Source organism: Kineothrix sp. IPX-CK, assembly GCF_039134705.1.
Lineage (GTDB): Bacteria > Bacillota > Clostridia > Lachnospirales > Lachnospiraceae > Kineothrix > Kineothrix sedimenti.
Genome location: NZ_CP146256.1, coordinates 771,660 through 793,446, shown reverse-complemented (window position 1 = coordinate 793,446; position 21,787 = coordinate 771,660). Strand labels below are relative to the sequence as shown.

At 41.8% G+C, this 21,787-nt stretch carries 18 protein-coding genes; 3 read left to right on the top strand and 15 right to left on the bottom strand.

Going from position 1 to position 21,787, the window contains the following annotated elements; all coding sequences use genetic code 11:
• From flgK to asnB, 6 genes are all read right to left on the bottom strand, one after another.
• Positions 1 to 1,602, bottom strand: coding sequence for a flagellar hook-associated protein FlgK (flgK, locus tag V6984_RS03705; RefSeq protein WP_342758461.1), 1,602 nt, complete (start codon positions 1,600 to 1,602; stop codon positions 1 to 3).
• 22 nt (positions 1,603 to 1,624) lie between these two features.
• Entirely contained in the window at positions 1,625 to 2,143 is a 519-nt protein-coding gene (locus tag V6984_RS03700) for a flagellar protein FlgN (RefSeq protein WP_342758460.1), read from the bottom strand.
• A gap of 4 nt (positions 2,144 to 2,147) precedes the next feature.
• Positions 2,148 to 2,423, bottom strand: coding sequence for a flagellar biosynthesis anti-sigma factor FlgM (flgM, locus tag V6984_RS03695; protein WP_342758459.1), 276 nt, complete (start codon positions 2,421 to 2,423; stop codon positions 2,148 to 2,150).
• An 86-nt stretch (positions 2,424 to 2,509) separates the two neighbouring features.
• Positions 2,510 to 3,091 (bottom strand): dipicolinate synthase subunit B, encoded by a 582-nt coding sequence (locus V6984_RS03690; protein ID WP_342758458.1) that lies wholly within the window; start codon positions 3,089 to 3,091, stop codon positions 2,510 to 2,512.
• Entirely contained in the window at positions 3,088 to 3,981 is an 894-nt protein-coding gene (locus V6984_RS03685) for a dipicolinate synthase subunit DpsA (RefSeq protein WP_342758457.1), read from the bottom strand. Before V6984_RS03685 ends, V6984_RS03690 begins: the two co-directional genes overlap by 4 nt.
• Before the next feature lie 19 nt (positions 3,982 to 4,000).
• On the bottom strand, positions 4,001 to 5,854 hold the full coding sequence (gene asnB, locus V6984_RS03680; RefSeq protein ID WP_342759935.1) for an asparagine synthase (glutamine-hydrolyzing): 1,854 nt from the start codon (positions 5,852 to 5,854) through the stop codon (positions 4,001 to 4,003).
• A 237-nt stretch (positions 5,855 to 6,091) separates the two neighbouring features.
• Here asnB and motA point away from each other — a divergent pair, with 237 nt between their 5' ends.
• Positions 6,092 to 6,877, top strand: coding sequence for a flagellar motor stator protein MotA (motA, locus tag V6984_RS03675; RefSeq protein WP_342758456.1), 786 nt, complete (start codon positions 6,092 to 6,094; stop codon positions 6,875 to 6,877).
• A gap of 46 nt (positions 6,878 to 6,923) precedes the next feature.
• Positions 6,924 to 7,799 carry a flagellar motor protein MotB gene (locus tag V6984_RS03670; protein ID WP_342758455.1) on the top strand — a complete coding sequence of 292 codons (876 nt, stop codon included), beginning with the start codon at positions 6,924 to 6,926 and terminating at the stop codon, positions 7,797 to 7,799.
• A 58-nt stretch (positions 7,800 to 7,857) separates the two neighbouring features.
• Here V6984_RS03670 and V6984_RS03665 read toward each other — a convergent pair whose 3' ends face one another.
• The 9 genes from V6984_RS03665 to V6984_RS03625 form a co-directional block, all read right to left on the bottom strand.
• Positions 7,858 to 9,717 (bottom strand): methyl-accepting chemotaxis protein, encoded by a 1,860-nt coding sequence (locus V6984_RS03665; protein ID WP_342758454.1) that lies wholly within the window; start codon positions 9,715 to 9,717, stop codon positions 7,858 to 7,860.
• Between the two features lie 178 nt (positions 9,718 to 9,895).
• Entirely contained in the window at positions 9,896 to 12,475 is a 2,580-nt protein-coding gene (locus V6984_RS03660) for an ABC transporter substrate binding protein (RefSeq protein ID WP_342758453.1), read from the bottom strand.
• A 378-nt stretch (positions 12,476 to 12,853) separates the two neighbouring features.
• The gene (gene fba / locus V6984_RS03655) at positions 12,854 to 13,708 is read right to left on the bottom strand and encodes a class II fructose-1,6-bisphosphate aldolase (RefSeq protein ID WP_342758452.1); all 855 of its coding nucleotides are present in this window, start codon (positions 13,706 to 13,708) and stop codon (positions 12,854 to 12,856) included.
• Positions 13,709 to 13,806: 98 nt separating this feature from the next.
• Positions 13,807 to 14,844, bottom strand: a complete 1,038-nt coding sequence (locus V6984_RS03650; RefSeq protein ID WP_342758451.1) for a substrate-binding domain-containing protein — start codon at positions 14,842 to 14,844, stop codon at positions 13,807 to 13,809.
• 33 nt (positions 14,845 to 14,877) lie between these two features.
• Positions 14,878 to 15,705: an ABC transporter permease gene (locus tag V6984_RS03645; protein WP_342758450.1), complete on the bottom strand. Its 828-nt coding sequence runs from the start codon at positions 15,703 to 15,705 to the stop codon at positions 14,878 to 14,880.
• 126 nt (positions 15,706 to 15,831) lie between these two features.
• Positions 15,832 to 17,334 (bottom strand): sugar ABC transporter ATP-binding protein, encoded by a 1,503-nt coding sequence (locus V6984_RS03640; RefSeq protein ID WP_342758449.1) that lies wholly within the window; start codon positions 17,332 to 17,334, stop codon positions 15,832 to 15,834.
• A gap of 15 nt (positions 17,335 to 17,349) precedes the next feature.
• Positions 17,350 to 18,675: a class II D-tagatose-bisphosphate aldolase, non-catalytic subunit gene (locus tag V6984_RS03635; RefSeq protein ID WP_342758448.1), complete on the bottom strand. Its 1,326-nt coding sequence runs from the start codon at positions 18,673 to 18,675 to the stop codon at positions 17,350 to 17,352.
• Positions 18,676 to 18,685: 10 nt separating this feature from the next.
• Positions 18,686 to 19,621, bottom strand: a complete 936-nt coding sequence (locus V6984_RS03630; protein ID WP_342758447.1) for a sugar kinase — start codon at positions 19,619 to 19,621, stop codon at positions 18,686 to 18,688.
• Between the two features lie 9 nt (positions 19,622 to 19,630).
• The gene (locus V6984_RS03625; protein ID WP_342758446.1) at positions 19,631 to 20,500 is read right to left on the bottom strand and encodes a sugar phosphate isomerase/epimerase; all 870 of its coding nucleotides are present in this window, start codon (positions 20,498 to 20,500) and stop codon (positions 19,631 to 19,633) included.
• Between the two features lie 244 nt (positions 20,501 to 20,744).
• Here V6984_RS03625 and V6984_RS03620 point away from each other — a divergent pair, with 244 nt between their 5' ends.
• On the top strand, positions 20,745 to 21,770 hold the full coding sequence (locus V6984_RS03620) for a LacI family DNA-binding transcriptional regulator (protein ID WP_342758445.1): 1,026 nt from the start codon (positions 20,745 to 20,747) through the stop codon (positions 21,768 to 21,770).
• Positions 21,771 to 21,787 lie beyond the last annotated feature (17 nt).

Genomic DNA, 21,787 nt, shown 5'->3' with positions numbered 1-21,787 from the left:
TTACCTTCCCAGTGTATTCAAAATATGTTCCATCATTTCATCAATAACGTTTATGTATCTGCTGGATGCATTATACGCATTCTGGAATTTAATCATGAATTCCATCTCTTCGTCGGAGGATACCCCTAAAACCTGTTCTCTCGAGTTAAACGTTTCATTTACCGCACCCGCCTGTGCCGCTGCTATTTCCTTGTTCGCTTCACCCGTGTTGCTTACCTGAGAAATCAAACTGGAATAGTATTTTATGAGGTTAGTCTTTGTCTTCAGGTTTGGATTGAGCGTATATGACTCCTCGGAAAGCACATCCAAAAGCTTCTGGGTGGTATCCGTATCTTCTTCTCCATTCTGCAGACGGAGGGAAAGCAGAGCCGGTTCTGCAACGAGATCCTCATTTATTACAATATTGCCAATAGTAAAGCCTACATTGTCATCATCCGCAATCATCTCAAACATCTGATAGGGCTTGCCGTTTTCATCCTTCAAATAATCGGTGTCAGGCTCGCTTTCTGCTGCCTCTTTGAGTACATTATTGATTACAGTAGTAATCTTATTTATCAGCTGGTCGAACTCAGCCTGTATATTCATGAGCAAAGACTGGGATATATTGGTATTGTAATATTCTTCGTCTTCCATATCGTGGTAAGTGGCACGTTTTTCGCCCCTTGCCAGCAGCAACGCTCTCGTGGAGCCTATATCCGTATTCAAATCAGAAGATATCGTCTGAGTCGGGTCATATACTCTGGCCGCGTCGAGATCCAGAACCTTTTCTCCATTTACAGTTTTATAGTTGGCAAGCTGTGACCAGTAAGGGGTATAGAATCCTGTAGTATTATCCTGATACAGCTCAATTTTATTCACCGAATCCGACCTCACGAAATCGATGCCTTCGAACTTCACGGTCACTACACCGTATAAATCCTCCGAATAACTGATGTTTCCAAGCTTTGCCAGCTCGTCCAGTATCTGGTTTCTTTTATCTCTTAAATCGTTGGCATTCTCAGTGCCTCCGGTCTCTATTTTCAATATTTGTTTGTTGATATCAACCAACTGCTGCCCGTAATCATTAATAGTATTTACGTTAGTCTTCACCTGTGTATTCAGGTTGTCCTGCTGCTCACTGAGTCCATTATAAACGAGCTGCGCCCTTTGAATGAATTCTTTGGAGCGAGTCACGAACAAGTTCTGATTGGTAAGCTTACAGGGATCCTTCGACAACTCTTCGATAGCCGTCCAAAGGTTCTCCAGAGCCTCCGAAAATTCTACTCCCTGAAATTCACCAAATAAGTCCTCCACTTCTTCGATGACCTGAGTGTTCGTCTCATAGAACGCACTCCGCCCGGATTCCTTACGATATGTTTTATCCAAAAATTCATCTCTTACTTGTCTTGTTTGGGAATAAAATACGCCCAGACCGGTCTGCTGGTATGCAACAGAGGAGGCGTTGACCGAGAGAATATTATAGCTTCTCGTACCGAGCAGGATCTGTTGTCTCGTATATCCTGTGGTATCAACGTTAGCCATATTATGCGCCGTCGTATTGAGCGCGTTTTGACTTGTTTGTAATCCGGATGCACCGACGTATAAGCTTCCAAATAATGACATATGATATTACCTCTCTAAGGGATTATTGTTTTGTATCGAATCCGCTTCTGTCTACCCCGATTACACTTCCGGCATTATATGCACCTTTGTTGTAATTGGCAGTTGCAGGAGCTGCCTTCATTGCCTGGACCATATTTATCTCAAACTCTACCATCTCCAATGCGCTGGACAGCAATTCTCTATTTTGGGAATTCACCCTCTGCACCTTGTGTACGATGTCCTTCAGCCTGTCATAGACTTCCGCCAGTTTCTGGCTCTCCACCGGTCTCGGTTCAAGCATTTGAATAATGTTAGCAAGCTTCAAATCTTCAACATCCCTGTTTACTACGTTGGCAATATCACGGACCACTTCTTGTCTGTCATGATCCAAATGATTAATTCTGCTTACAACGATTTGTTCTTCATCCGTGATTTTTGATAGCTCTTTCAAATCACCGGCTATGATAACCGGAGTCTTATTTTGGGATAGCCCCAGCAAGTTTTCATACTCATCGCACAATTTACCTAATATATCTATCAGGTTCTCCATTAAACTTGCCACAGGACTACCTCATTTCTTCACATTTCTGCAACAGCTTATCAGCAAATTTCTCCGTGCTCACCTCGTAAGTACCTGCTTGAATACTCTTTTTGAGAGGAGCAGTTAATTCTTCTCTGACATCTGCAATGCCCGCTATCGCTTGTTTCGCAGTATGATATTCTTTTCCAACGCTAGAAATAGAAAGCTGATCGGATACGCTTGCACTCACTGTCTTCTGGCTTTTATCAACTTTTTCCTTCTTATATATCTGCTGAACCTGTGAATAAGCTTCTATACGCATTGCTCACTCCTCCTTTCGTGTTATTTTACTGTTTTCTTATTATTAGTATCGGTTTTTTTTTTAATAACTTTAGAGGAAAACAAATTTTATTTGCCAAAATTCATTTGAATTTGTTTTCCCTCCATTGCATCTTCCAGCGTGGGGACGATCAGCTCCGTCTGCGCGATCATAGACTTAGGCTTTTGTTCGGGATTATCCTGCCCAAAAGGTACGAAATAAATTCCTTTCGCATTCATCAGCACTCCGATATTGGAAAAATTCAGACCCAGCGCATCGTTGGTGGAGATAGAGATTACCAGGGGCTTATTATTTCTCATATGGGATTTGGCCGCCATCAGAACCGGCGTATCCGTGATTCCTCCTGCCAGCTTGGCGAGAGTATTACCGGTACACGGTGCCACAATAAGGATATCCAGAAGGTTTCCGGGCCCCAAGGGCTCCGCTTTCTCAATGGTAACAATAGGCTCATTTCCGGTAATGTTCCTAAGCTTTTCCTTAAAATCCGACGCCTTGCCGAAACGGGTATCCATGGAAGCGGCATGAAAGGAAAGTATCGGGACGACATTCGCGCCTTCTTTTTTTACATTTTCCACTTCCTTTAATATTTTATCGAATGTACAAAAGGATCCTGTAATAGCAAATCCGATATTTTTTTCCTTTAATTTCATAGTTCCACCATCTTTTCCCTTTCCTTAAGAATTGCTCTTAACAAGATTTCCGCGCTGGTCTTCGGAGAATATCTTCCTGGAATGCCAAGCGACAGCACTGTCTTTATTCCAGCGCGCCCGCAAGCTGCAAAATCCGTCCCTCCAGGGGACGATGCGATATCGACAATAACCGCATCCTCTTTAAGAACGGCGATTTCCTTCTCCTTAAGTACCATAGCCGGTATCGTGTTGAAGATAAATAACATGCCGGAGATCACATCTGACATATCCTTTAGAAGTACGGTACCGTACCCTTCCTCTCCCGCCTGCGCTAATGCGGTTTCACTCCTCGCCGCAATTGTCGTATCGATTCCCCACGCCTTTAGAAGTCTTGCAATTGCTTTCCCGCATTTCCCGTATCCCAACACCATACACTTACCGGAATGGATATTATTCAGGCTAAGCCCGATGGCCTCTGCCACCGCTCCCTCCGCGGTAGTCAGGGCGTTCTCTGTCTCCACTTCTTCTATCTGTAAGAAATCCCTGCAAAATACACCTTTTTTTTCTGCCTCGCTTATAACTTCAACCGGAATATTTCCGCCGAACAAAACTTGCTTTTCCCGAAGTCCTCTGTAGAAATCCTCTATCCGGACCTTCTCCTTCCCTTCTGAAAAAACATGCACTCCGTCTTTGGAAAAAGGTACCGGTCCGATGATTATATCCGCCGTCCTCATCACCTCCGCAACAGAATCCGCACCGCAAGCTTCTATATTAATATATTTATTCACACCACTCTTCTCGCCTTCATCTTCCGTTCCCGCATACAGAATGACCTTTTCAAAATACCCGGTCAGTCCCTCCGCCAAAAACGAAAGCCGCCTGTCTCCACCGATGACTACTGTCGTTCCCATCAGACTTCCTCTCCTTTCCTTACCAACTTAATATAACGTGGTATTTCTCCATCCAATAATTAATCTGATACATATATGCCAGCATCTGCGGCCCTGCCATCAATTGCCCGTACCATGGCTTCCCGTAATCCGAAGGGGCCAGGAGAAACTTCTTAAGCTTCTCAGGATCGATGAACTCTAATACCGGCGAGGAACTGTCCTGTACGATTTTTGTCAACTCTTCCTCTAGCAGCCGCTCGTATTGTTTGTCATAGGTCTTGGGATAGGGCGATTTCCTGCGGTATAATATCTCATCCGGCAAATATCCCCTTCCGCACTCTCGCAGAAGGCTTTTCACTACTTTGCCGCGGGATTTCATGCCCCAAGGAATATTCCATACATATTCTATTATCCGATGATCCGCAAAGGGAACTCTTGCCTCGAGACCGGAATACATGCTGGAACGATCCATGCGGTCGAGAAGGGTCTGCATGAACCACTTCTGATTGAGATAAGCAATTTCACGCCGCCTTGCTTCTTCCTCCGAGTCCTCCATAAGCCTGGGCGTTTCGGCCACAGATTTTTCGTAAGTCTCAGACACGTATTCATCCATATTTAAATATTCAATAAATTCATCTTTAAGGAGGACCTTTCTCGCCTCCAGATTCATCGTCCATGGAAAGGTATGAGCCTTGAAGCATTCCTCCTTATGAAACCATGGGTAGCCGCCGAAGATTTCATCCGCACATTCTCCGGTAAGTGCTACCTTATTGTATTTGCTCACCTGTGAGCAGAAATAATGCAGAGAGGAATCCACGTCCGCCATGGCGGGAAGATCTCTGGCATCCACGGACTGCTTCAAAAGCTCCGTTTGACCCAGGGTGGTGCATTCCAAAAACCTATGTTTTGTATCCAGATATCTTACCATGCGCTCCGCATAGGGGCGGTCTTGTGTGGGCTGAAAAGAAGAAGCCTCAAAATTCTCTCCGTTACCTACGAAATCAAAGGAAAAGGTGTTCAACTGCTTTCCATTTTTCTTCAACTCACCCGCACACACCGCCGACACCAGGCTGCTGTCTAATCCCCCCGAAAGAAAGGTACAGATCGGAACATCCGAAACCATTTGCCGTCTTATAGCGTCAGTTACCAGCTCCGCTGTCTTTTCTACCGTCCTCTCATAGCTGTCCTCGTGGGGCAAGCTAACTAAGGACCAATAGCATTTTTGCGTCAGGCCGTCCTTATCAACGCGGATGTAGTGTCCGGGAAGCACCTCGTCGATTCCCGCGAAGACCCCGACACCATAGGTTTTGGCAGGACCTATGCCAAAGATTTCGTTCATTCCATTTTTGTCTATGACCGGTTTTACCCCCGGATAGGATAAGATTCCTTTTATCTCAGAGGAGAAAATAATTCCTGTTTCTTCCTTTTTATAAAAAAGCGGTTTTACTCCGCTTCTGTCTCTATATAAATAGAGCTGTCCGGCGACGGGCTCCCATATAGCAAAGGCAAATATACCGTTTAGCTTTTTTACAAATTCCGGTCCATATTCCAAGTAGCTGACAAGAATGACCTCCGTGTCACTTTTTGATTGAAACACCCAGCCCTTTGCGGTCAGGTCGCTCCTAAGCTCCCCGGTATTATAAAGCTCTCCGTTATATACAATTGTCCATGTATACCCGTCTACTGTATAATGAAGGGGCTGTTTTCCTCCTTCAAGGTCTATGATGGAAAGACGCACATGGGCCATTCCTATGTGGGAATCCAGAAAAATTCCCTCCTCGTCGGGTCCTCGGTGTTTTTGTATGTAGTTCATTCCCTCCAGAACCTTCCTGTAATATTCCCGACGAAGCGTATAATCATTTTTAGAATCAAAAAATCCTCCGATACCACACATCCTCATTTCTCCTTCCAACAATGCGACACTATTCTTCATTATCATATGTTCCCAAAGGAGAAATGCCACCGTCTGTTGCCTTTTTCGACACTTATCCACGCTATATAAATTAAAAAAATAAAAAAATTCAAATTTCAAATAAAATTTACTATTTTTTTTAAAAGTACATGATATAATGTGGAATGAATGAGTATAATTACATAATTAATTAAGGACAACACGTAAGGAGAAAAGATTATGGATATTACAACAATTTTGGGGGTAATTGTAGGACTCACAGCAATCATAGGCGCCATGTACTTCAAGCACCTCAGCCCTACTATCTTTCTTAATCCCGCCGCATTTTTTGTTATAATCGTTGGTACGGTAGCTACCATACTAAACTCTTATCCAGCAAAAAATTTGAAATCTATAGGTTCACTTTTTAAAATCATTTTTACGAATCAACAAAGTACTGATATTGCTGAATTAATTAAGCAAATGGTTGCTCTGGCCAACGAAGCAAGAAAGGAAGGTTTATTATCTCTGGAAAACAGGGCCGGTGAGATCGAAGATCCCTTCTTGCGAAAAGGGCTTCGTATGGTTATTGACGGCATGGGCGACGAATATATTATGGATGTTCTTGGTACCGAGATCGAAGCGATGGAGGCAAGGCATGAGACAAATGCCGGTATCTTTACATCTGCCGGTACATATGCTCCTACTCTGGGAGTTTTAGGTGCCGTGTTCGGACTGATTGCCGCTATGGCCAACATCGACGATACAGGCGCCGTGGCTGAAGCTATCGCAGCAGCATTTATCGCGACAATCCTCGGTATTTTTACCGGTTATGTTTTATGGCATCCCTTCGCTAAGAAGCTGAAGATCAAGAGTCAGGAAGAGGTGCTGTTAAAAAGCATGGTTATCGAAGGGTTATTATCTATTCAGAAGGGTGATTCTCCTTTGATGGTTCAGGAGAAACTTCTTTCCACACTTCCTGAGTCAAAGCAAAACGAGGTTCTTGAAAGTCTGAAACAATATTAATGTCCTGCGGCAGGAAGTACGCAGATCATAAGAAAGGGTTATTCATATGGCAAGAAAAGGAAAGAAAAAACATCATGAGGAAGAAGCCGGAGAAGCATGGCTCCTCCCTTATTCCGACTTGATGACTTTGTTATTGGCCATTTTCATAGTTTTGTTTGCTGCAAGTAAGATGGATCAGGGAAAATCGGAAGCGCTGGCAGAAGCCTTTCGTCAGAACATTGTGGAGAGCGGCGGAGACGGTATACTATCCAATGACGGCAAATCTATTATCAATCTTTATCCCGGCGCTCCCATTACGGAACCTTCTACCGGAGACGCCGACAGTGAAAGTGTCGGCGAAGGCACTACGGATGGGATTTCGAACAGCGAAGATGCAAGAGAAGCTCTGTATGAGCTACTCGGACAGCAGGAAGTCAATAATCTGGAGGAGGTTCAGGCAGAGCTTGAAGATCTGTTCCAGCAGGAGAATATCGATACTTCAATTTCCTCACGTATCGACGAGAGAGGACTTGTCATCAGCCTAGATAATGCGATTCTCTTCGATTCCGGAAGCGCGCAAATCAAGAAGGAGAATGAAGATACTTTGCTTAAAATAGCGAGCACTATCAATACGCTTGATAATTATATCCGTATCGAAGGGCATACGGACAACCGCCCTATCAATACGACCGTTTATCCTTCCAACTGGGAATTGTCTGCAGCCAGAGCGACCAGTGTCGTGAAGCTTTTCCGCGACCGCGGAGGCATATTGCCGGAGAAGATGGTTGCCGTAGGATATGCGGAATTCAAGCCGGTGGCAGATAATTCTACAGCAGAAGGCCGGGCGAAGAACAGGCGTATCGATATTATCATTCTGAGCCAGAGGTATGATAGTCTGGAAGAACAGGTCGGTGATATTCAGTCGATCGACAATACAAATTAAGATAATATGACTTCGGGGAAGGAATCCTAATGAATTCCTTCCCCGTTTTTGTGTGATTTTATTTCGTTTGGAAAGTATTAATTAACTCGTTCAATTCTTCCGCCATTTCATTCAGTCTTGAAATGTTATTGGTTATTTCATTCACCGTCATCGTCTGCTCTTCTGCAGAGGAAGAGATTTCCTCCATGGCGGAGACATTTTCCTCAGCAGTCTGGGCAATGCTGCCTAGCATATCCAGTATATAATCCTTTTTCTGGTTCGTCTCATAGCTGCGCCGCGCGATTCTCCCGATATCTCCCATCAAATCCTGCAATTCTTCGGATATCTTATTGAAGACATCTTCCGCCGTGGACACCGTGCCGTTAATATTTTCGACACCCTGCCTGTTTATTTCGACAAAATTCACCGCCTTACCGGACTGCTGCATCATTTCATCCACCTTGGCCTTGATACTCTCCGCAGCCTTAGCCGTCTCCGTGGCGAGGATACGGACCTCTCCTGCGACCACGGCAAAACCTTTCCCCGCTTCTCCCGCTCTCGCTGCCTCTATATTCGCATTTAAAGCCAGAAGATTAGTTTGGTCTGCCACACTGGAAATAATGTTTACGATTTCTCCTATTCTCTCGGAATGCTCGTATATTTGTCCGATGACCTGTTCCATTTTCTTAGAGTTGGCATTATTCTCATCACTGGCTTGCTTCAACTCCTTTACAGAAGCAAGTCCATGCTCCTTTAGCTTCATCGTCTCTTCAGTTGCTTTCTCCATCTTCTCACTGGCAGCAGCCGTCTCTTTGATGTCATCCCCCAGCAGATTGACATTTTCCACGCTCTTTACGGTATTTTGCGTCTGGACCTCACTAAGTTCAGTCATCTGGTTTATGGACTTGGAAACCTCCTCCGTCATATGCACCACACTATCCGCAGATTCTTTCAGCTCACCGGAAAACTGATTCATCACTTCTGCAGAAGAAATGATAGATTTCACAATAAGGTTCAGCTTATCGATCAGAACATTAACGGAATCTGCGAGGAGCTTGGTTTCGTCCTTCCTCCTTATGTTGATTTTCTCTACAGTCAGATCGCCTTGAGATACTTTATGCAGAATTCCGGAAATCACTTTAATAGGCCGGGTTATTTTTCGGGTAAGGAGTATTCCTGCGCTCAGAGACAGCACCAGTATAATCGCCAGAGCCGCCATATTGTAGTCCCGGATAATCTGCGTACCTCTGAATAAGTCGCCGTTATAGATTACTGCCGTAATCGTCCAGTCCCAGTATGGAAAGTACTGCGTATACACCGTTTTTTCCCCGGAGATGCTGCTTACGTCTCCACTCAGCTCATATTCCAGCATTCCGCCGCCGCTTTTTGCCGTCTGAATTATCTCCTGTATAATAGCCCTTCCGTCCTTTGACGTTAAATCCATGATATTACCGCTTAAAAAAGGATGGAAAATTACGTCTCCGGCAGAATTGACTACGAAGAAATATCCTCCCTCCCCTAAATCCAAGGTATGATATTTATATTGTGTATTTTCAGTAGCTGAGGATACCGCATCTACTTCTCCGTCTGCATCCGAGGCCGTGGTTGCGCCGGATACCGCATCAGAATCTGCAGTCGTCCCGGAGGATAACGTATCCGAAGTGCCGCCGTGCATCTCACTAATAGCATCTATGGAAGTTGCCTGAGCCTCCTCCTGTGTCATCCAGCCGCTTTCTTCCGTAGAATAATGGTAATTTTTGTTGATTTCAAACAAGCAAGACTCTATCACATTTTTCAGAATAATCTGATTGGAGCGGGTGAGTTCTCCCTTGGCAATGACATAATTGATGGAGGAGACACCTGCCAACGCGACGAGAACAATGGCAATGATAAAAATACAGATTTTTTTATTTATGGTATCGATTTTAAAGAATTTCATAGACTTTCTCTCTTTCTTTTGTATGCAAAGAAAGTACAATGACCGCAAAAGCCTCTCTCTTCCGATTTGATATTGTCAGACATTTCTTTGTTATTTAATGTAATAACACATTTCTAAACAATAATCAATATCGGTTAAGAGTAGTCTATGATATTTTTTCTCAATTTTTACATGCTTCTTACTTAATGGGATTTTTCAAAAGCTCCACATCTTCCCCACTGATCGGCTTGCTGAAATAATAGCCTTGAATATAATCCCCTTCCAGATCCCTTACTCTATCCCTCTGATGCTTTTCTTCTATTCCTTCTACCGTGATCTTCAAACCGAGACAATGAGCCAGACGTATGATATTTTCAATAAAAGCGTCTTTTCCCTCCGTTAAGAAAATATCGACCAGAGACTTATCCAGCTTTATCTTTTCCACCGGTATATATGTCAAATAGTTAATGGATGAATATCCCGTACCAAAATCATCCAGCGCCAGTCTGACACCGATAGAAGAAAAATCTTCGAATAGCTTCATAGCCTTTTCGTTATTATTAAGGAAAATACTTTCTGTAATCTCGATTTCTATCAAATTAGATGAGATATTGTTCTCTTCCAGCAAGTCTTTCAAATAACTGACGTAACCTCTGTCCTGAAGCTGTTTGCTGGAAAAGTTAATTGCCACCGGCCTTAGCTCCATGCCGTGCTCTCTCCACGTCACCATCTGCTCGATTACCTTCTTCGTCACGATGCGCCCCAGCAGTATGATAATTTCCGACTCCTCGGCTATCGCGATAAACTGAGCGGGAGAAATCGCATGATCCTTCAGTCTCGCCAGGGCCTCATAGCCATCCAGCATACCGGTGACCGCATCGACCTGAGGCTGATACAGAACATAGAAGCCGTCGTTTCTGCAAGCTTCACTTAGGATATTCTTAATATTCTTTCGCTTGAGCGCTTCATCCTTCATGCCGGCATCATAATAAATCCATTCATTCGTTCCCAGTTTCTTAGAGGCATACATCGCGTAGTCGGCATTGGAGACTAATTCGCTGGCATCCGCCGCATCGCCTTTAAAACAAGCGATTCCAACGCTTATCCTTATATAATGCTTCTTTTCATCGAAAACAATAGGCATTGCAAAATCCTGCTTGATCTGACATATTAATTCTTTGTCCTGCTTCATCTGATCCGCCTTTATGATCAGCATGAATTCATCTCCGCCCAGCCGCGAGGCATAAAAAAGTCTATCGTCCGTAAGTTTAAGCAGGCGTCTGGCGGTCTCCCTTAAAATCTCATCGCCGCAGGCGTGTCCATAAGCATCGTTAGTCTCCTTGAAATCGTCGATATCCATGACGATGACTGTGCATTCCTCCTTTGCCGCAATCAGCCTATTCAGCATTTCCATTGCGGCACGTCTGTTGGGAAGATCCGTCAGATAATCGTGTTCTGCCTGATAGAGGATGTATTCCTCCTTCGTCTCGAGGTATTTTATGTAGTTCTTATTTTCTTCATATTGTTGCTTTAGCTTCTCTTCGGTAATAATTAATTTATCGTAGGTCTCCTGTAATTCTCCGTGAGATTTCTGTATTTCCCTCATCAGGCGGCGGCGCTTTATATTATCCACGATCAAAATAAACAATATGCACAGGCAAACCGCAAGAAGTAGAAGCACGGGAACAAGTATCTCTTTATACTTTTCAAAAACTGTCTGGGACTTGTTCACAACAACGGCATCCTTAGGTATAAGAGAAAAATCGATGTCATACTTTTTCAAAACCTGATAGTCGAAACAATACTGGCCCTCGCCTTTGGTTACCACAGGAATATCAGCAACGTCCGCCCCGTTCAGAATATCCAGCACTATGGAGCCGGCTAAATAACCCGACTTCTCATAAGAAACCATCTTACCGCCAATCAGTCCCTCTCCGACTCCGGCAACGGAAACCCGATATATGGGCACCCTGGTATGCTCCACAATATACTGCACACTTTCCGGTATGGTATATAGGTTACCGTTCACGTCTTCAAAACGGCTCATATATATAACAATACTGTCCTCAGAAATCTTATCCAGTTCTTCTCCGAATCCCTCCAGCGTATATTCGGAGGAATTAATTCCCGAAAATTCATATCCGGGAAAATCATCTTTCACAGAGTAAAACCGTTTTTCATCCCCTTGCCCTGTCAGCGTGCTGTCGTAAATAGCGACCATCTTCGTCGCCTCAGGCTGGAACTTAATCGCCAGATCGAGGGTATCTTTCAGATACAGTTCTTCCACTGCGCCGGTAATATAAGGATTCTCCCCTGCCCTTATCGCATTCTCCGCATTGTTGATACAAAAGAATACCATAGGGATTCCCGCGAACAGCTCCTGCTGATAGGTCTCCGCAAATTCTAAAGCGGCATCATCTCCAAGCAGGATCACATCGTATCTCTCAAAATTATTCAGCTTGTACTTAAGGCTTTGATAAAATAAATCCTCATTCTCCTTATTATTAAATCTCTTCATATCCATATATTCGATATCGAGCTGAATATTGCTGCCTGAAAACGCCTTCCCGATCCCCGCCTTCTGCGAGTCCAGAGTCTCGAAGCTCTCGCTGTAGGAGCTGATAAAGAGCACATGCTTAACAGAAGGATAGTCCTTAACAGCAAAGGAACTATCCTCCCTATAAAAGAACAAATAATAAATCAATATTGCCAGAGCCGCCGCTAATAAAAGGACTCCAATCACATATCTTGGCGCCAGCTTTTTTTCCTCTTTTGTCATAAGAAACTCCTCTATATCCATATACTCTTTTTAATAGAAGTGGCTTCCACATAAAAGCATATCATTTCGTTCTTTTTTTATTGCTATTCTATTTTCCATTATACTCCTCCCAATAAGAAAGTAAAAGTATAATAATTTTCATATTTTTATCATATTCCTATCATATTTATACCTCATTTGTACCTTATTTGCAAATAAATTAATTTTTATGCAAATTTATGGATAATAATTTTCTTCAAAAGAATAATATCAAAAAAATCAAGTCACTGCAAAAACAGCGGCAACCGGCTCATCTGCAAGGATAAGCGGCGCCGCTTCTTATGGAATTTGGAAATCGATTTCCGTGTATTACAACTCAAGTCCGATATTTTTACTCAATTAATATTTATTATTACTGCCACACAGTTTTATCTTATTTACAACAAGCTTTTTTACTTCTTCTTTCCCCTGCTTATTATATTTTTTGGGGTCATATACCTTATTATCATTTAAAAGAATTGCATTTACACCTTTCGTAAAAGCAACTCTAAGCTCCGTAGCGAAATTGACTTTACAAATTCCAAATCCAATTGACTTTTTTACAGCCTCATCCGGTACACCGGATGCCCCGTGCAGCACCAGCGGAACAGAGACCACCTTATGTATTTCCTCTAATCTTTCAAAATCCAGTTTAGGTTCTCCCTTATAAAATCCATGCGCTGTCCCTATCGCTATGGCCAGAGAATCTACACCTGTTCTCTCTGCAAATTCCTTAGCCTGCATTGGGTTTGTATACAGAGCATCTTCGCTCTTAACTTCATGACTATCTTCTTTGCCGCCCACAGTACCGAGTTCGGCTTCGATCTGGATTGCAGAAGCTCTGCAGAAATCTGCAACATTTTTTGTTATATTAATATTTTCTTCAAAACTTAATTTAGAGCCATCATACATAACAGATGTATATTTAGCTCCCACTGCTTCTCGGCACAGCTCTAAGCTATCGCCATGATCCAAATGAAGAGCGATTGGTACATCTGCCTCATTTGCCGCCGCAAATACCATCGCACGAAACATGGCAAGACTTGCGTATGCTACCGTAGAAGGGGTCGTTTGAATAATAACCGGCGCTCTCATTTCTACTGCCGCCTCTACAATTGCCTGAACCATCTCCATATTTTCCGCATTGAATGCTCCAACCGCATATTTCTCTTTCTGTGCTTTTCTTAACAGTTCTAATGAACTTACTAATGCCATATTAATAACCGTTCCTTTCTTATTATAAAAGAGAAAAGTAAACAAAGCGATTTCTCTCCCGTTTACTTTTTTCTTATACTTAATGATATTCTACAAAGTTATTCTGTAAGAAAATCATCGACGTTATCGATTGTAATAAGCTGAAAATCAACTTTATATCTGCTTTCCACTTCTTCTCCGCTGGCAACTTTAACCGCCACGTCTATAGCCGCTGTCGCCTGTCCCTTTGCATCCTGAAGAACCGAAGCACTTAAACGTCCGTCTTTTACCGCCTGAAGCGCATCCGGAATTCCGTCTGTTCCAATGATGATCATTTCCCTGCCCTGTGATTCACATGCCTGCAATGCACCCATAGCCATGTCATCATTTTCACATATAATCGCTTTTAAATCCTGATATTTTCCTAACCAGTCTTCCGTGGTAGACATTGCTGTACTTCTTGACCAATTGGCAGAGAGAGTTGCCACACATTCAATTCCCTCTTCACTAAGTATTGTATTTTGAAGGCCTTCATATCTCTTAATCTGAGCGCTTTGTCCCATTTCGCCTTCCAAGATGGCAATCTTTCCTTCGCCGCCTAATTGTTTGGAAACAAATCTGCCCATTATTTCACCGGCTTCAATGTCTTCAGAGCCTACAAATGCCGCATAATCCGTTCTTGTCGTTTCCGTATTCACTTCCACAACAGGGATGCCTGCTGCAGCTGCCAGATCCAATACCTGTGCGGAACCATCCGCATCTTGAGGATTCAGAACAATAACGTCGACCTGTTTTGCAATTAAATCTTCTGCCTGAGAAATCTGCTTCGCAATATCAGCCTGTCCATCCATTAAGTACAAAGTTGAATCCGGGTAGTCAGATTCCATGTAGCTTTCAATTGTAGTCCCAAGTTTATTAGAATAAGTATCGGACATCGTTTTCATCAATACTCCGACTTTCAGCGCTATTCCTCCTGCTTCCTGCGATGCCTCTTCCGTTGCTTCTTCTGTTAATTCTTCTGTTACTTCTTCTGTTACCTCTCCAGCACTTTCCTGAATATTCTGCTGTTCTGTTCCCGCGCTGCTTCCTCCGCAGGCTGCGAGTCCCAATACCATCATGCCCGCCATTACCACTGCCAATACCTTTTTCATTTTCATAGTTCTTCCCTTTCTTTTTGTACTTACTATAATTTATTTTGATGAATCCTTGGAACGGATATCAAAGCATACAGCCCCAAGAATAATCAACCCTTTGATGATCTGTTGGTAGTAAGAGGATACATCCAGGAGATTTAAGCCATTATTTAACGTCCCGATAATCAAGATACCAATTAATGTGCCTCCAATAGTGCCAACGCCTCCTGTCATGCTAGTTCCCCCGATTACCGCGGCAGCAATTGCATCCGTTTCGTAAGCGACACCCACTGCCGGCTGCCCGGAGTTCGTTCTGGATGCTAATACGATTCCTGCAATACCTGCTAAAACACCACCTAATATATATACTTTGAGCAATACTTTCTTTACATTAACACCCGAGGCGCCAGCTGCTTTGATATTGCCTCCGGTGGCATAAATGTATCTGCCGAATTTCATCTTGCTTAACAAAATGTGAGACAAAAATGCAATGATCAGAAAGATAATAATCGGTACACTGCCTTTCCCAATATAGCTGAATCCTTCCGAGGCCAATGTGTAAGGCTTACCGTCCGAATATACATATGCAAATCCTCTGGCTATCGTCATTCCTGCTAATGTTGCAACAAAGGCAGGGACTTTCATATGTGCTACAAAGAATCCATTCATGGCACCAAATAGACCGCATGCCAGCAACGCTGCGAGTATGGCCACTATCACCCCATTAGGATTAGCGACCAGAATACTTCCTGCCACAACACCGGATACGGCAATTAAAGACCCTACTGTCAAGTCAATACCTCCGGTCATAATCACAAAGGTCATACCGATAGCTATTATACCGTTTACAGATACCTGCCTCAGAATATTTACTGCATTATCCATTGTTCTAAATGTTGGAGAAACACACAGTAAAATCAACCACATGATTAGCAGCACCAACAGAATCCCATATTTTTGAGCAAAATCTATGTTAGATAATTTCTGTTCCTTTTTCAATTTTCCATCCTCCTATACTTCCTGTAATGCGCTGCTTAACAAGTTTTTCTGTGTGATTTTCCCCGAATCAACGTCTTCTTTTGAAAAACAGCCGGTAACTTTACCGTTAGAAACTACCAGTATACGGTCACTCATTCCCATTACCTCCGGCAATTCCGAAGAGATCATAATAATAGCAATTCCTCTTTTCGCCAATTCTACCATTATTTTATATATTTCAAATTTGGCTCCTACATCAATGCCCCTTGTGGGTTCGTCTAAGATTAATACCTTAGGATCTGATAGCAGCCACTTCGCCAGAACTACCTTTTGTTGATTGCCTCCGCTCAGTGTTCCTACATTAACGTTGATGTCCGCACATTTTATGGCAAGCGACTGTTCGTATTCCTTCACCGTATCCTTTTCTTTTTTTTCATTAATAAAAGGAGCTTTATATTGGGTATCCAGATTTGGAAGGGAAACATTTTCCTTTATGGAACGGCATAATACTAATCCATAAAGTTTTCTATCTTCACTGACCATAGCTATTTTATTATTGATGGCATCCTTAGGAGATTTGATCTTCAAACTTTTGCCTTCTAAAATGATTTCTCCGCTGTCATATCTGTCAATACCGAATATGGCATTCATAATTTCACTGCGTCCCGCACCCATTAATCCCGATATCCCTAAAATTTCTCCGGAACGCACCTCAAAACTAACGTTTTCAAATACGCCTTTTGATGTAAGATTTTTTACTTGAAACAACACATCTCCCATTTTTACATCTTCCTTGGGATAAATCTTATCCAGTGTCCTGCCGACCATCATTTCCACTAATTCATCTTTGGTTACACCTTCTGCGGACACTGTTTTGATATATTCTCCATCGCGAAGGACCGTAATTTGATCCGAAAGCCTTAATATCTCATCCAAGCGGTGAGAAATATAAATAATAGCAACATTTTTCTTTTTCAAATCTTCGATAATCTGAAACAATTTTAGGGATTCTTCATCAGATAACGACGATGTAGGTTCATCCATGATTATGATATCCGCATTCTTCCTGACAGATTTTATAATCTCCAGCATTTGAATTTGAGCTACGCTCAATTTGCCGACCTTCGTTTTAGGATCATAAAGCATACCATATTCTTTTAATATTTCTGCGGCTTCTTTATTCATTAATTTGTCATTTAAAAACCGGCCTTTCATTTTTTCCTGTCCCAAAAAAATGTTTTGTGCTATACTCATATCCGGCAACGGAGCGAGTTCCTGATGAATCATCGCAATTCCTTCTTTTTGAGAGTCTGACATAGATCTATTTTTCAATAGTTTCCCATTATGATAGACTTCTCCTTCATCCGGAATATATTCTCCAGTTATCATTTTCATGAGCGTGGATTTCCCGGCTCCATTTTCACCGACAAGAGCATGTACTTCGCCGGGCTTTATTTGAAAGCTTACACCTTTTACCGCGTATACTCCTGGAAATCTTTTGTGTAAATTTTTCACTTCCAAACGATATTGCTCCATCTTTTTTCTCCTTCCCTATACAAATATGCCGCCGATAATATGACCTGGTCTCACTGCATAGTTATAATCCTCAATCAACATCTTTATATTATCCTTTGCCAGTTCACGTGCCTTCATATTGAGTTTTTTATCTCTAACCTTTATATATTGCAGCGGCATATACTGCTGCAATAAACTAAGAGGTATCTCGACGCTATCAAGGTTATCAAATAACTTTTCCATACTTTTTATAATTTCAGGCTGAGCAAAATAGTAGCGGCATCTATCAGAAAAACTATACTTTCTTTTTATTTGCAGTTCCTTCTCAGATCCATGATAGTGCTTCTTCCAATTTTCCGGATTACTCACCATAACATCTTCCAATACATCAATAAAATTGGCCCGTTTTTCTCTCGTTATTAATTCTTCTTCTATACGGCTTAAAGCAAATAGCCCTTCTCTGAGTGCAAAAGTAAGTGCCGGTCCAACTTTTAATATAGCGATACCGTCTTCTACCATCATTCGCAGGTTCTGAGGAGACTGATAATCAGTAGAATGTCCTTCCAATACGATACCTTCGTATTTTTTAACAGAATCACAGAGTTCTTTGGCATTGTACCTGTCATAGTGAAAGATTTCCGCATCTCCGAATTCCACACCCGGCTGGACAACAATTCCAATCACATTTTCAAACGCTTTGTCAATCCCGGCTTTTTCAAACTCTTTCCTATAAACTTCCAGAGTATTTTCCACGTCCTGAGGCTTGGTGACAGTGATACTTTCTTCCTCTTCCTGTGCGCCTCCCGGTATTGGAACCTCACTGCCAATGATATAAACAGGTCTGGCCTCCGAAGGATTTTCTTTCAACAACTCCTGATATGCTTCTTCGCATACCTTATATAGTTCAGCGCCTCTGCGGGCGATTACTTCATCGGATAGCTTCTCATCAATAGAATCACTGGCAAGACGCATACTTGTATCCAAATGTATTTTTTTATAACCCGCTTTCACAAACTGTCTGACAAGCTCTTTTGATTTTTCCATAGCGACGCCTTCATTTTCGCCGGTCCATATAAGGGGACCAAGATGATCACCGCCTAAAATAATATTTTCTTTGGGAAAATATATTTTATCTGCTATTTGATAAACAAATCTTTTGAAATCAATTGGTTTCATTCCTGTATATCCTCCAAATTGATTCACCTGATTAGCAGTGGCTTCAATCAATGCCACATCACCGTTCTTTTTTGCCTGCTCCAAAACAGCTTCGATCACTAATTCATTGGCCGTACAAAAAGAAGCAATTCCACACGGCACTCCTGCGCTGCGCCTTTCTATCATATATCTTATTGAGTCTTTCATGGCTGCTCTCCTAATTTTCATTAATCATTTTCCAAACTGTTTCCTGACTAATATTTCCTTCCATAGGTCCAAATGCGGCGGCATTTAATGCTCCGGCAGCAGCTCCCATCTTCGCAGCCTCCGATATATCTCTTCCTTCTATCAATCCTGCAATAAATCCTCCGTCAAAGCAGTCACCCGCTCCTGTGGCATCTTTCTGTTCAATTTTATAAACACCCATTTCGACCACTTGATCTCTTGTATAAATAACACTTCCCTTAGAGCCATTTTTCAGTGCCAAAATCTCCAGCTTTGGATTTTCAAAGCACATTCTAACGGCCGATTCCACACTGGCCTCACCAGTTATAGACAACAGCTCCTCAACTCCAGGCATAAATACATTTGTATTTTTTATAACTTCATTTACCACTTCATAAACAGAATCATCAGAAAACAATTCTTTTCTAATATTTGGATCAAAGGAAATTTTGGTTCCGTTTGCCACCAGCATCCTCATAGTCTTTAGTATTTCCTGTGCAAAGCTTTTGTTTGCCATAAGGGAGCATCCCATAATATGCATATATTTCACATCTTTAAAATCGCCTACATCCGGAGATTTTGCTTCCACTGCCGGAGTATTGCCCATATGGAATATAAACTTCCTGGAACCATCATTAAAATAGGTCACAAACGCCACTCCTGTTGCTCTTTCTTCGCTTTCCAGCACATAACTGCAGTCCACTCCGTCATTTTTTAACCGGTCTAAGATATTCTTTCCAAAATCATCTTTTCCGACACCGCCTATAATGGCCGTTTTGTGCCCCAGCCTTGCAACAGTATCTATAAAAATTGCAGGAGCGCCGCTTGGATATGGTCCTTTAAATATATCTGTCGTATATAATTGAACATCTTCTTCTGTTCTCATTATTTCTACGAGCATTTCGCCCATTATCAATACTTCTATCATATTATCTCCTTATTCCGCAAAACAGCCTTTTAAAAACTTCAAGGAATCACTAATGTATTTATCCATTTGTTCACTGTCAGCGCCATTGCTCAAGTCGCGCCATACACGAATATCGCGGCCTACTTCTCCGCCAGTCAAAAGAAACGGTTCCATTACTACTGCTTTTTCATAATTAATATCTTTTAAAGCTCTACCGATTTTCTTCCAGTCAATACTGTTATTCATTCCCGGAAGCTTCCTGTTATTTTCTCCTACATGAACATGTCCAAGTAATTTTCCTGCTTTACGGAGTGCCTCGTACATATCATCTTCTTCAATATTCATATGGTAAGTATCTAACAAAATCGTAATACTTCTGCTCCCAATTTTTTCAACATATTCAATAGCCTCTTTACATTCATTCAATATATAGCTTTCATTTCTGTTAAGAACCTCTAACGCAATTTCAATATCTAATTCCTCTGCCGTTTTACTCAGTACTTTTAAAGCTTCAATACTGTGTTTCCATGCTGCCGCTTTATCTGTGTAAGCGAAATCGGACGGCCAAAAAGAATATATAGCTCCTACCAATATTTTAGAGCCTAATTTTTTCATGTTTTGCATTACTTTTATAAAATAATCAATACCATGCTCTCTGACTGCTTTATTAGGTGACGCTAAATCATTTTCTCTTGATGGTCCGCTGTTTGTAGTAAATTCTATATTTCTTTGTCTTCCTGTTTCTTTGAGCCGTTCGATTTCCTCATCGGACATATGGTATAAATGATCTGCTCCTATTTCTAAAATATCAAAACCAATATCCGCCACTTTATTTGTGACCTGTATATAATCGCAATTCCAATCATTTCCCCAATATGCATAACCTGTTCCAATTTTCATAATTATTTTTCTCCTTACACTTTGTGCTCGAGCACATTTTTGTATTTGCATTGTAACACTAAATTTAAAATGTATCAATTATTAATATATAACATATTTTTATATTTTTTTTGTTTATATTGCATAATGAATTTTTGTTGCTTTTTATCTTTTTGTGCTCGTGCTCTTTTATCTGGACATTCTTTTGTTATCATGATAATATAAAACAATAATAAATATGATTTTACTGGAGGGGAGTATTATTATGCCTGTTACTATAAAGCAAATAGCAGAGTTGGCAAATGTATCCAGAGGTACTGTTGATAAGGTTCTTAATGATAGACCGGGAGTAAAAAATGAAACCAGAAAGAAGGTTCTGGAAATAGCAGAAGGATTAAATTACCAGCCTAACTTTATCGGCAAAGCACTTGTGCAAAGTAAAGATCCTATAAAGATAGGAATTATCCTTACACCAGAATACAATCCCTTCATTCAGGAAATGCTGCTGGGCGTAAAAAATGCTCAGGAAGAATATAAAGCTTTTGGAATCGAAGTGAATATAAAAATGCCCATTTCCCTGGAACCCGCCGAGCAGATAAGTATACTGACCGAATTAGAAAATGATCGTGTTTCAGGTATTGCCGTATTTCCAATAGACGATGACAGGGTTCGCACGAAAATCAATCAGTTGATTGACAGCGGTATCGCAGTAATAACCTTTAATTCAAAGCTTCAGGGAACTAACGATATGTGCTTTATCGGACAGGACCACAAAAAGGGGGGACGTACGGTTGCCGGTCTTATGAGCAAGTTATTGCCCGAGGGTGGTGAAGTCGGCATTATTATCAGTTCTTATAATCTTTCTTGCCACAAAGACCGCCTGCAAGGGTTTATGGACAAAATAAATCTCAATTCGTTTCCGATTCACATATTAGATATTCGGGAAAACCAAGATCGTAAGGATGAGGCATTCAAAATTACACTCGAATACTTTAAAAAAGTGCCCGATCTTAAAGGTATATATATTACAGGCGGTGGTGTGTCCGGAGTCGGAAATGCTCTTCGTATTTTGGAAAAAACAGATCAAGTAGCGCTAATATGCCATGACCTTGTGCCGGAAACCTTAAAATTGCTGGAAGATGGTACCGTAGATTTTGCATTGGGGCAGAGTCCGGAATTTCAAGGGTACCAGCTGGTTAAACTCCTCTTCGACTATTTAATCAAAAAAGTACGGCCATCTGCTACATATATAGAGGTTCCTATCACTATTTCAACGCAGGATTCTTTGTAATTGGAAAACTGCCCGGA

Bases quoted from the DNA above. Each gene is read 5' to 3' on its own strand.
- V6984_RS03630 (WP_342758447.1), bottom strand. From the start codon at position 19,621: ATGATAGAAGTATTGATAATGGGCGAAATGCTCGTAGAAATAATGAGA.
- asnB (WP_342759935.1), bottom strand. From the start codon at position 5,854: ATGTGTGGTATCGGAGGATTTTTTGATTCTAAAAATGATTATACGCTT.
- motA (WP_342758456.1), top strand. From the start codon at position 6,092: ATGGATATTACAACAATTTTGGGGGTAATTGTAGGACTCACAGCAATC.
- V6984_RS03690 (WP_342758458.1), bottom strand. From the start codon at position 3,091: ATGAAATTAAAGGAAAAAAATATCGGATTTGCTATTACAGGATCCTTT.
- V6984_RS03660 (WP_342758453.1), bottom strand. From the start codon at position 12,475: ATGACAAAAGAGGAAAAAAAGCTGGCGCCAAGATATGTGATTGGAGTC.
- fba (WP_342758452.1), bottom strand. From the start codon at position 13,708: ATGGCATTAGTAAGTTCATTAGAACTGTTAAGAAAAGCACAGAAAGAG.
- V6984_RS03620 (WP_342758445.1), top strand. From the start codon at position 20,745: ATGCCTGTTACTATAAAGCAAATAGCAGAGTTGGCAAATGTATCCAGA.
- V6984_RS03625 (WP_342758446.1), bottom strand. From the start codon at position 20,500: ATGAAAATTGGAACAGGTTATGCATATTGGGGAAATGATTGGAATTGC.
- V6984_RS03685 (WP_342758457.1), bottom strand. From the start codon at position 3,981: ATGGGAACGACAGTAGTCATCGGTGGAGACAGGCGGCTTTCGTTTTTG.
- V6984_RS03640 (WP_342758449.1), bottom strand. From the start codon at position 17,334: ATGGAGCAATATCGTTTGGAAGTGAAAAATTTACACAAAAGATTTCCA.
- flgK (WP_342758461.1), bottom strand. From the start codon at position 1,602: ATGTCATTATTTGGAAGCTTATACGTCGGTGCATCCGGATTACAAACA.
- V6984_RS03645 (WP_342758450.1), bottom strand. From the start codon at position 15,705: ATGGATAATGCAGTAAATATTCTGAGGCAGGTATCTGTAAACGGTATA.
- V6984_RS03650 (WP_342758451.1), bottom strand. From the start codon at position 14,844: ATGAAAATGAAAAAGGTATTGGCAGTGGTAATGGCGGGCATGATGGTA.
- V6984_RS03665 (WP_342758454.1), bottom strand. From the start codon at position 9,717: ATGAAATTCTTTAAAATCGATACCATAAATAAAAAAATCTGTATTTTT.
- V6984_RS03670 (WP_342758455.1), top strand. From the start codon at position 6,924: ATGGCAAGAAAAGGAAAGAAAAAACATCATGAGGAAGAAGCCGGAGAA.
- flgM (WP_342758459.1), bottom strand. From the start codon at position 2,423: ATGCGTATAGAAGCTTATTCACAGGTTCAGCAGATATATAAGAAGGAA.
- V6984_RS03635 (WP_342758448.1), bottom strand. From the start codon at position 18,675: ATGAAAGACTCAATAAGATATATGATAGAAAGGCGCAGCGCAGGAGTG.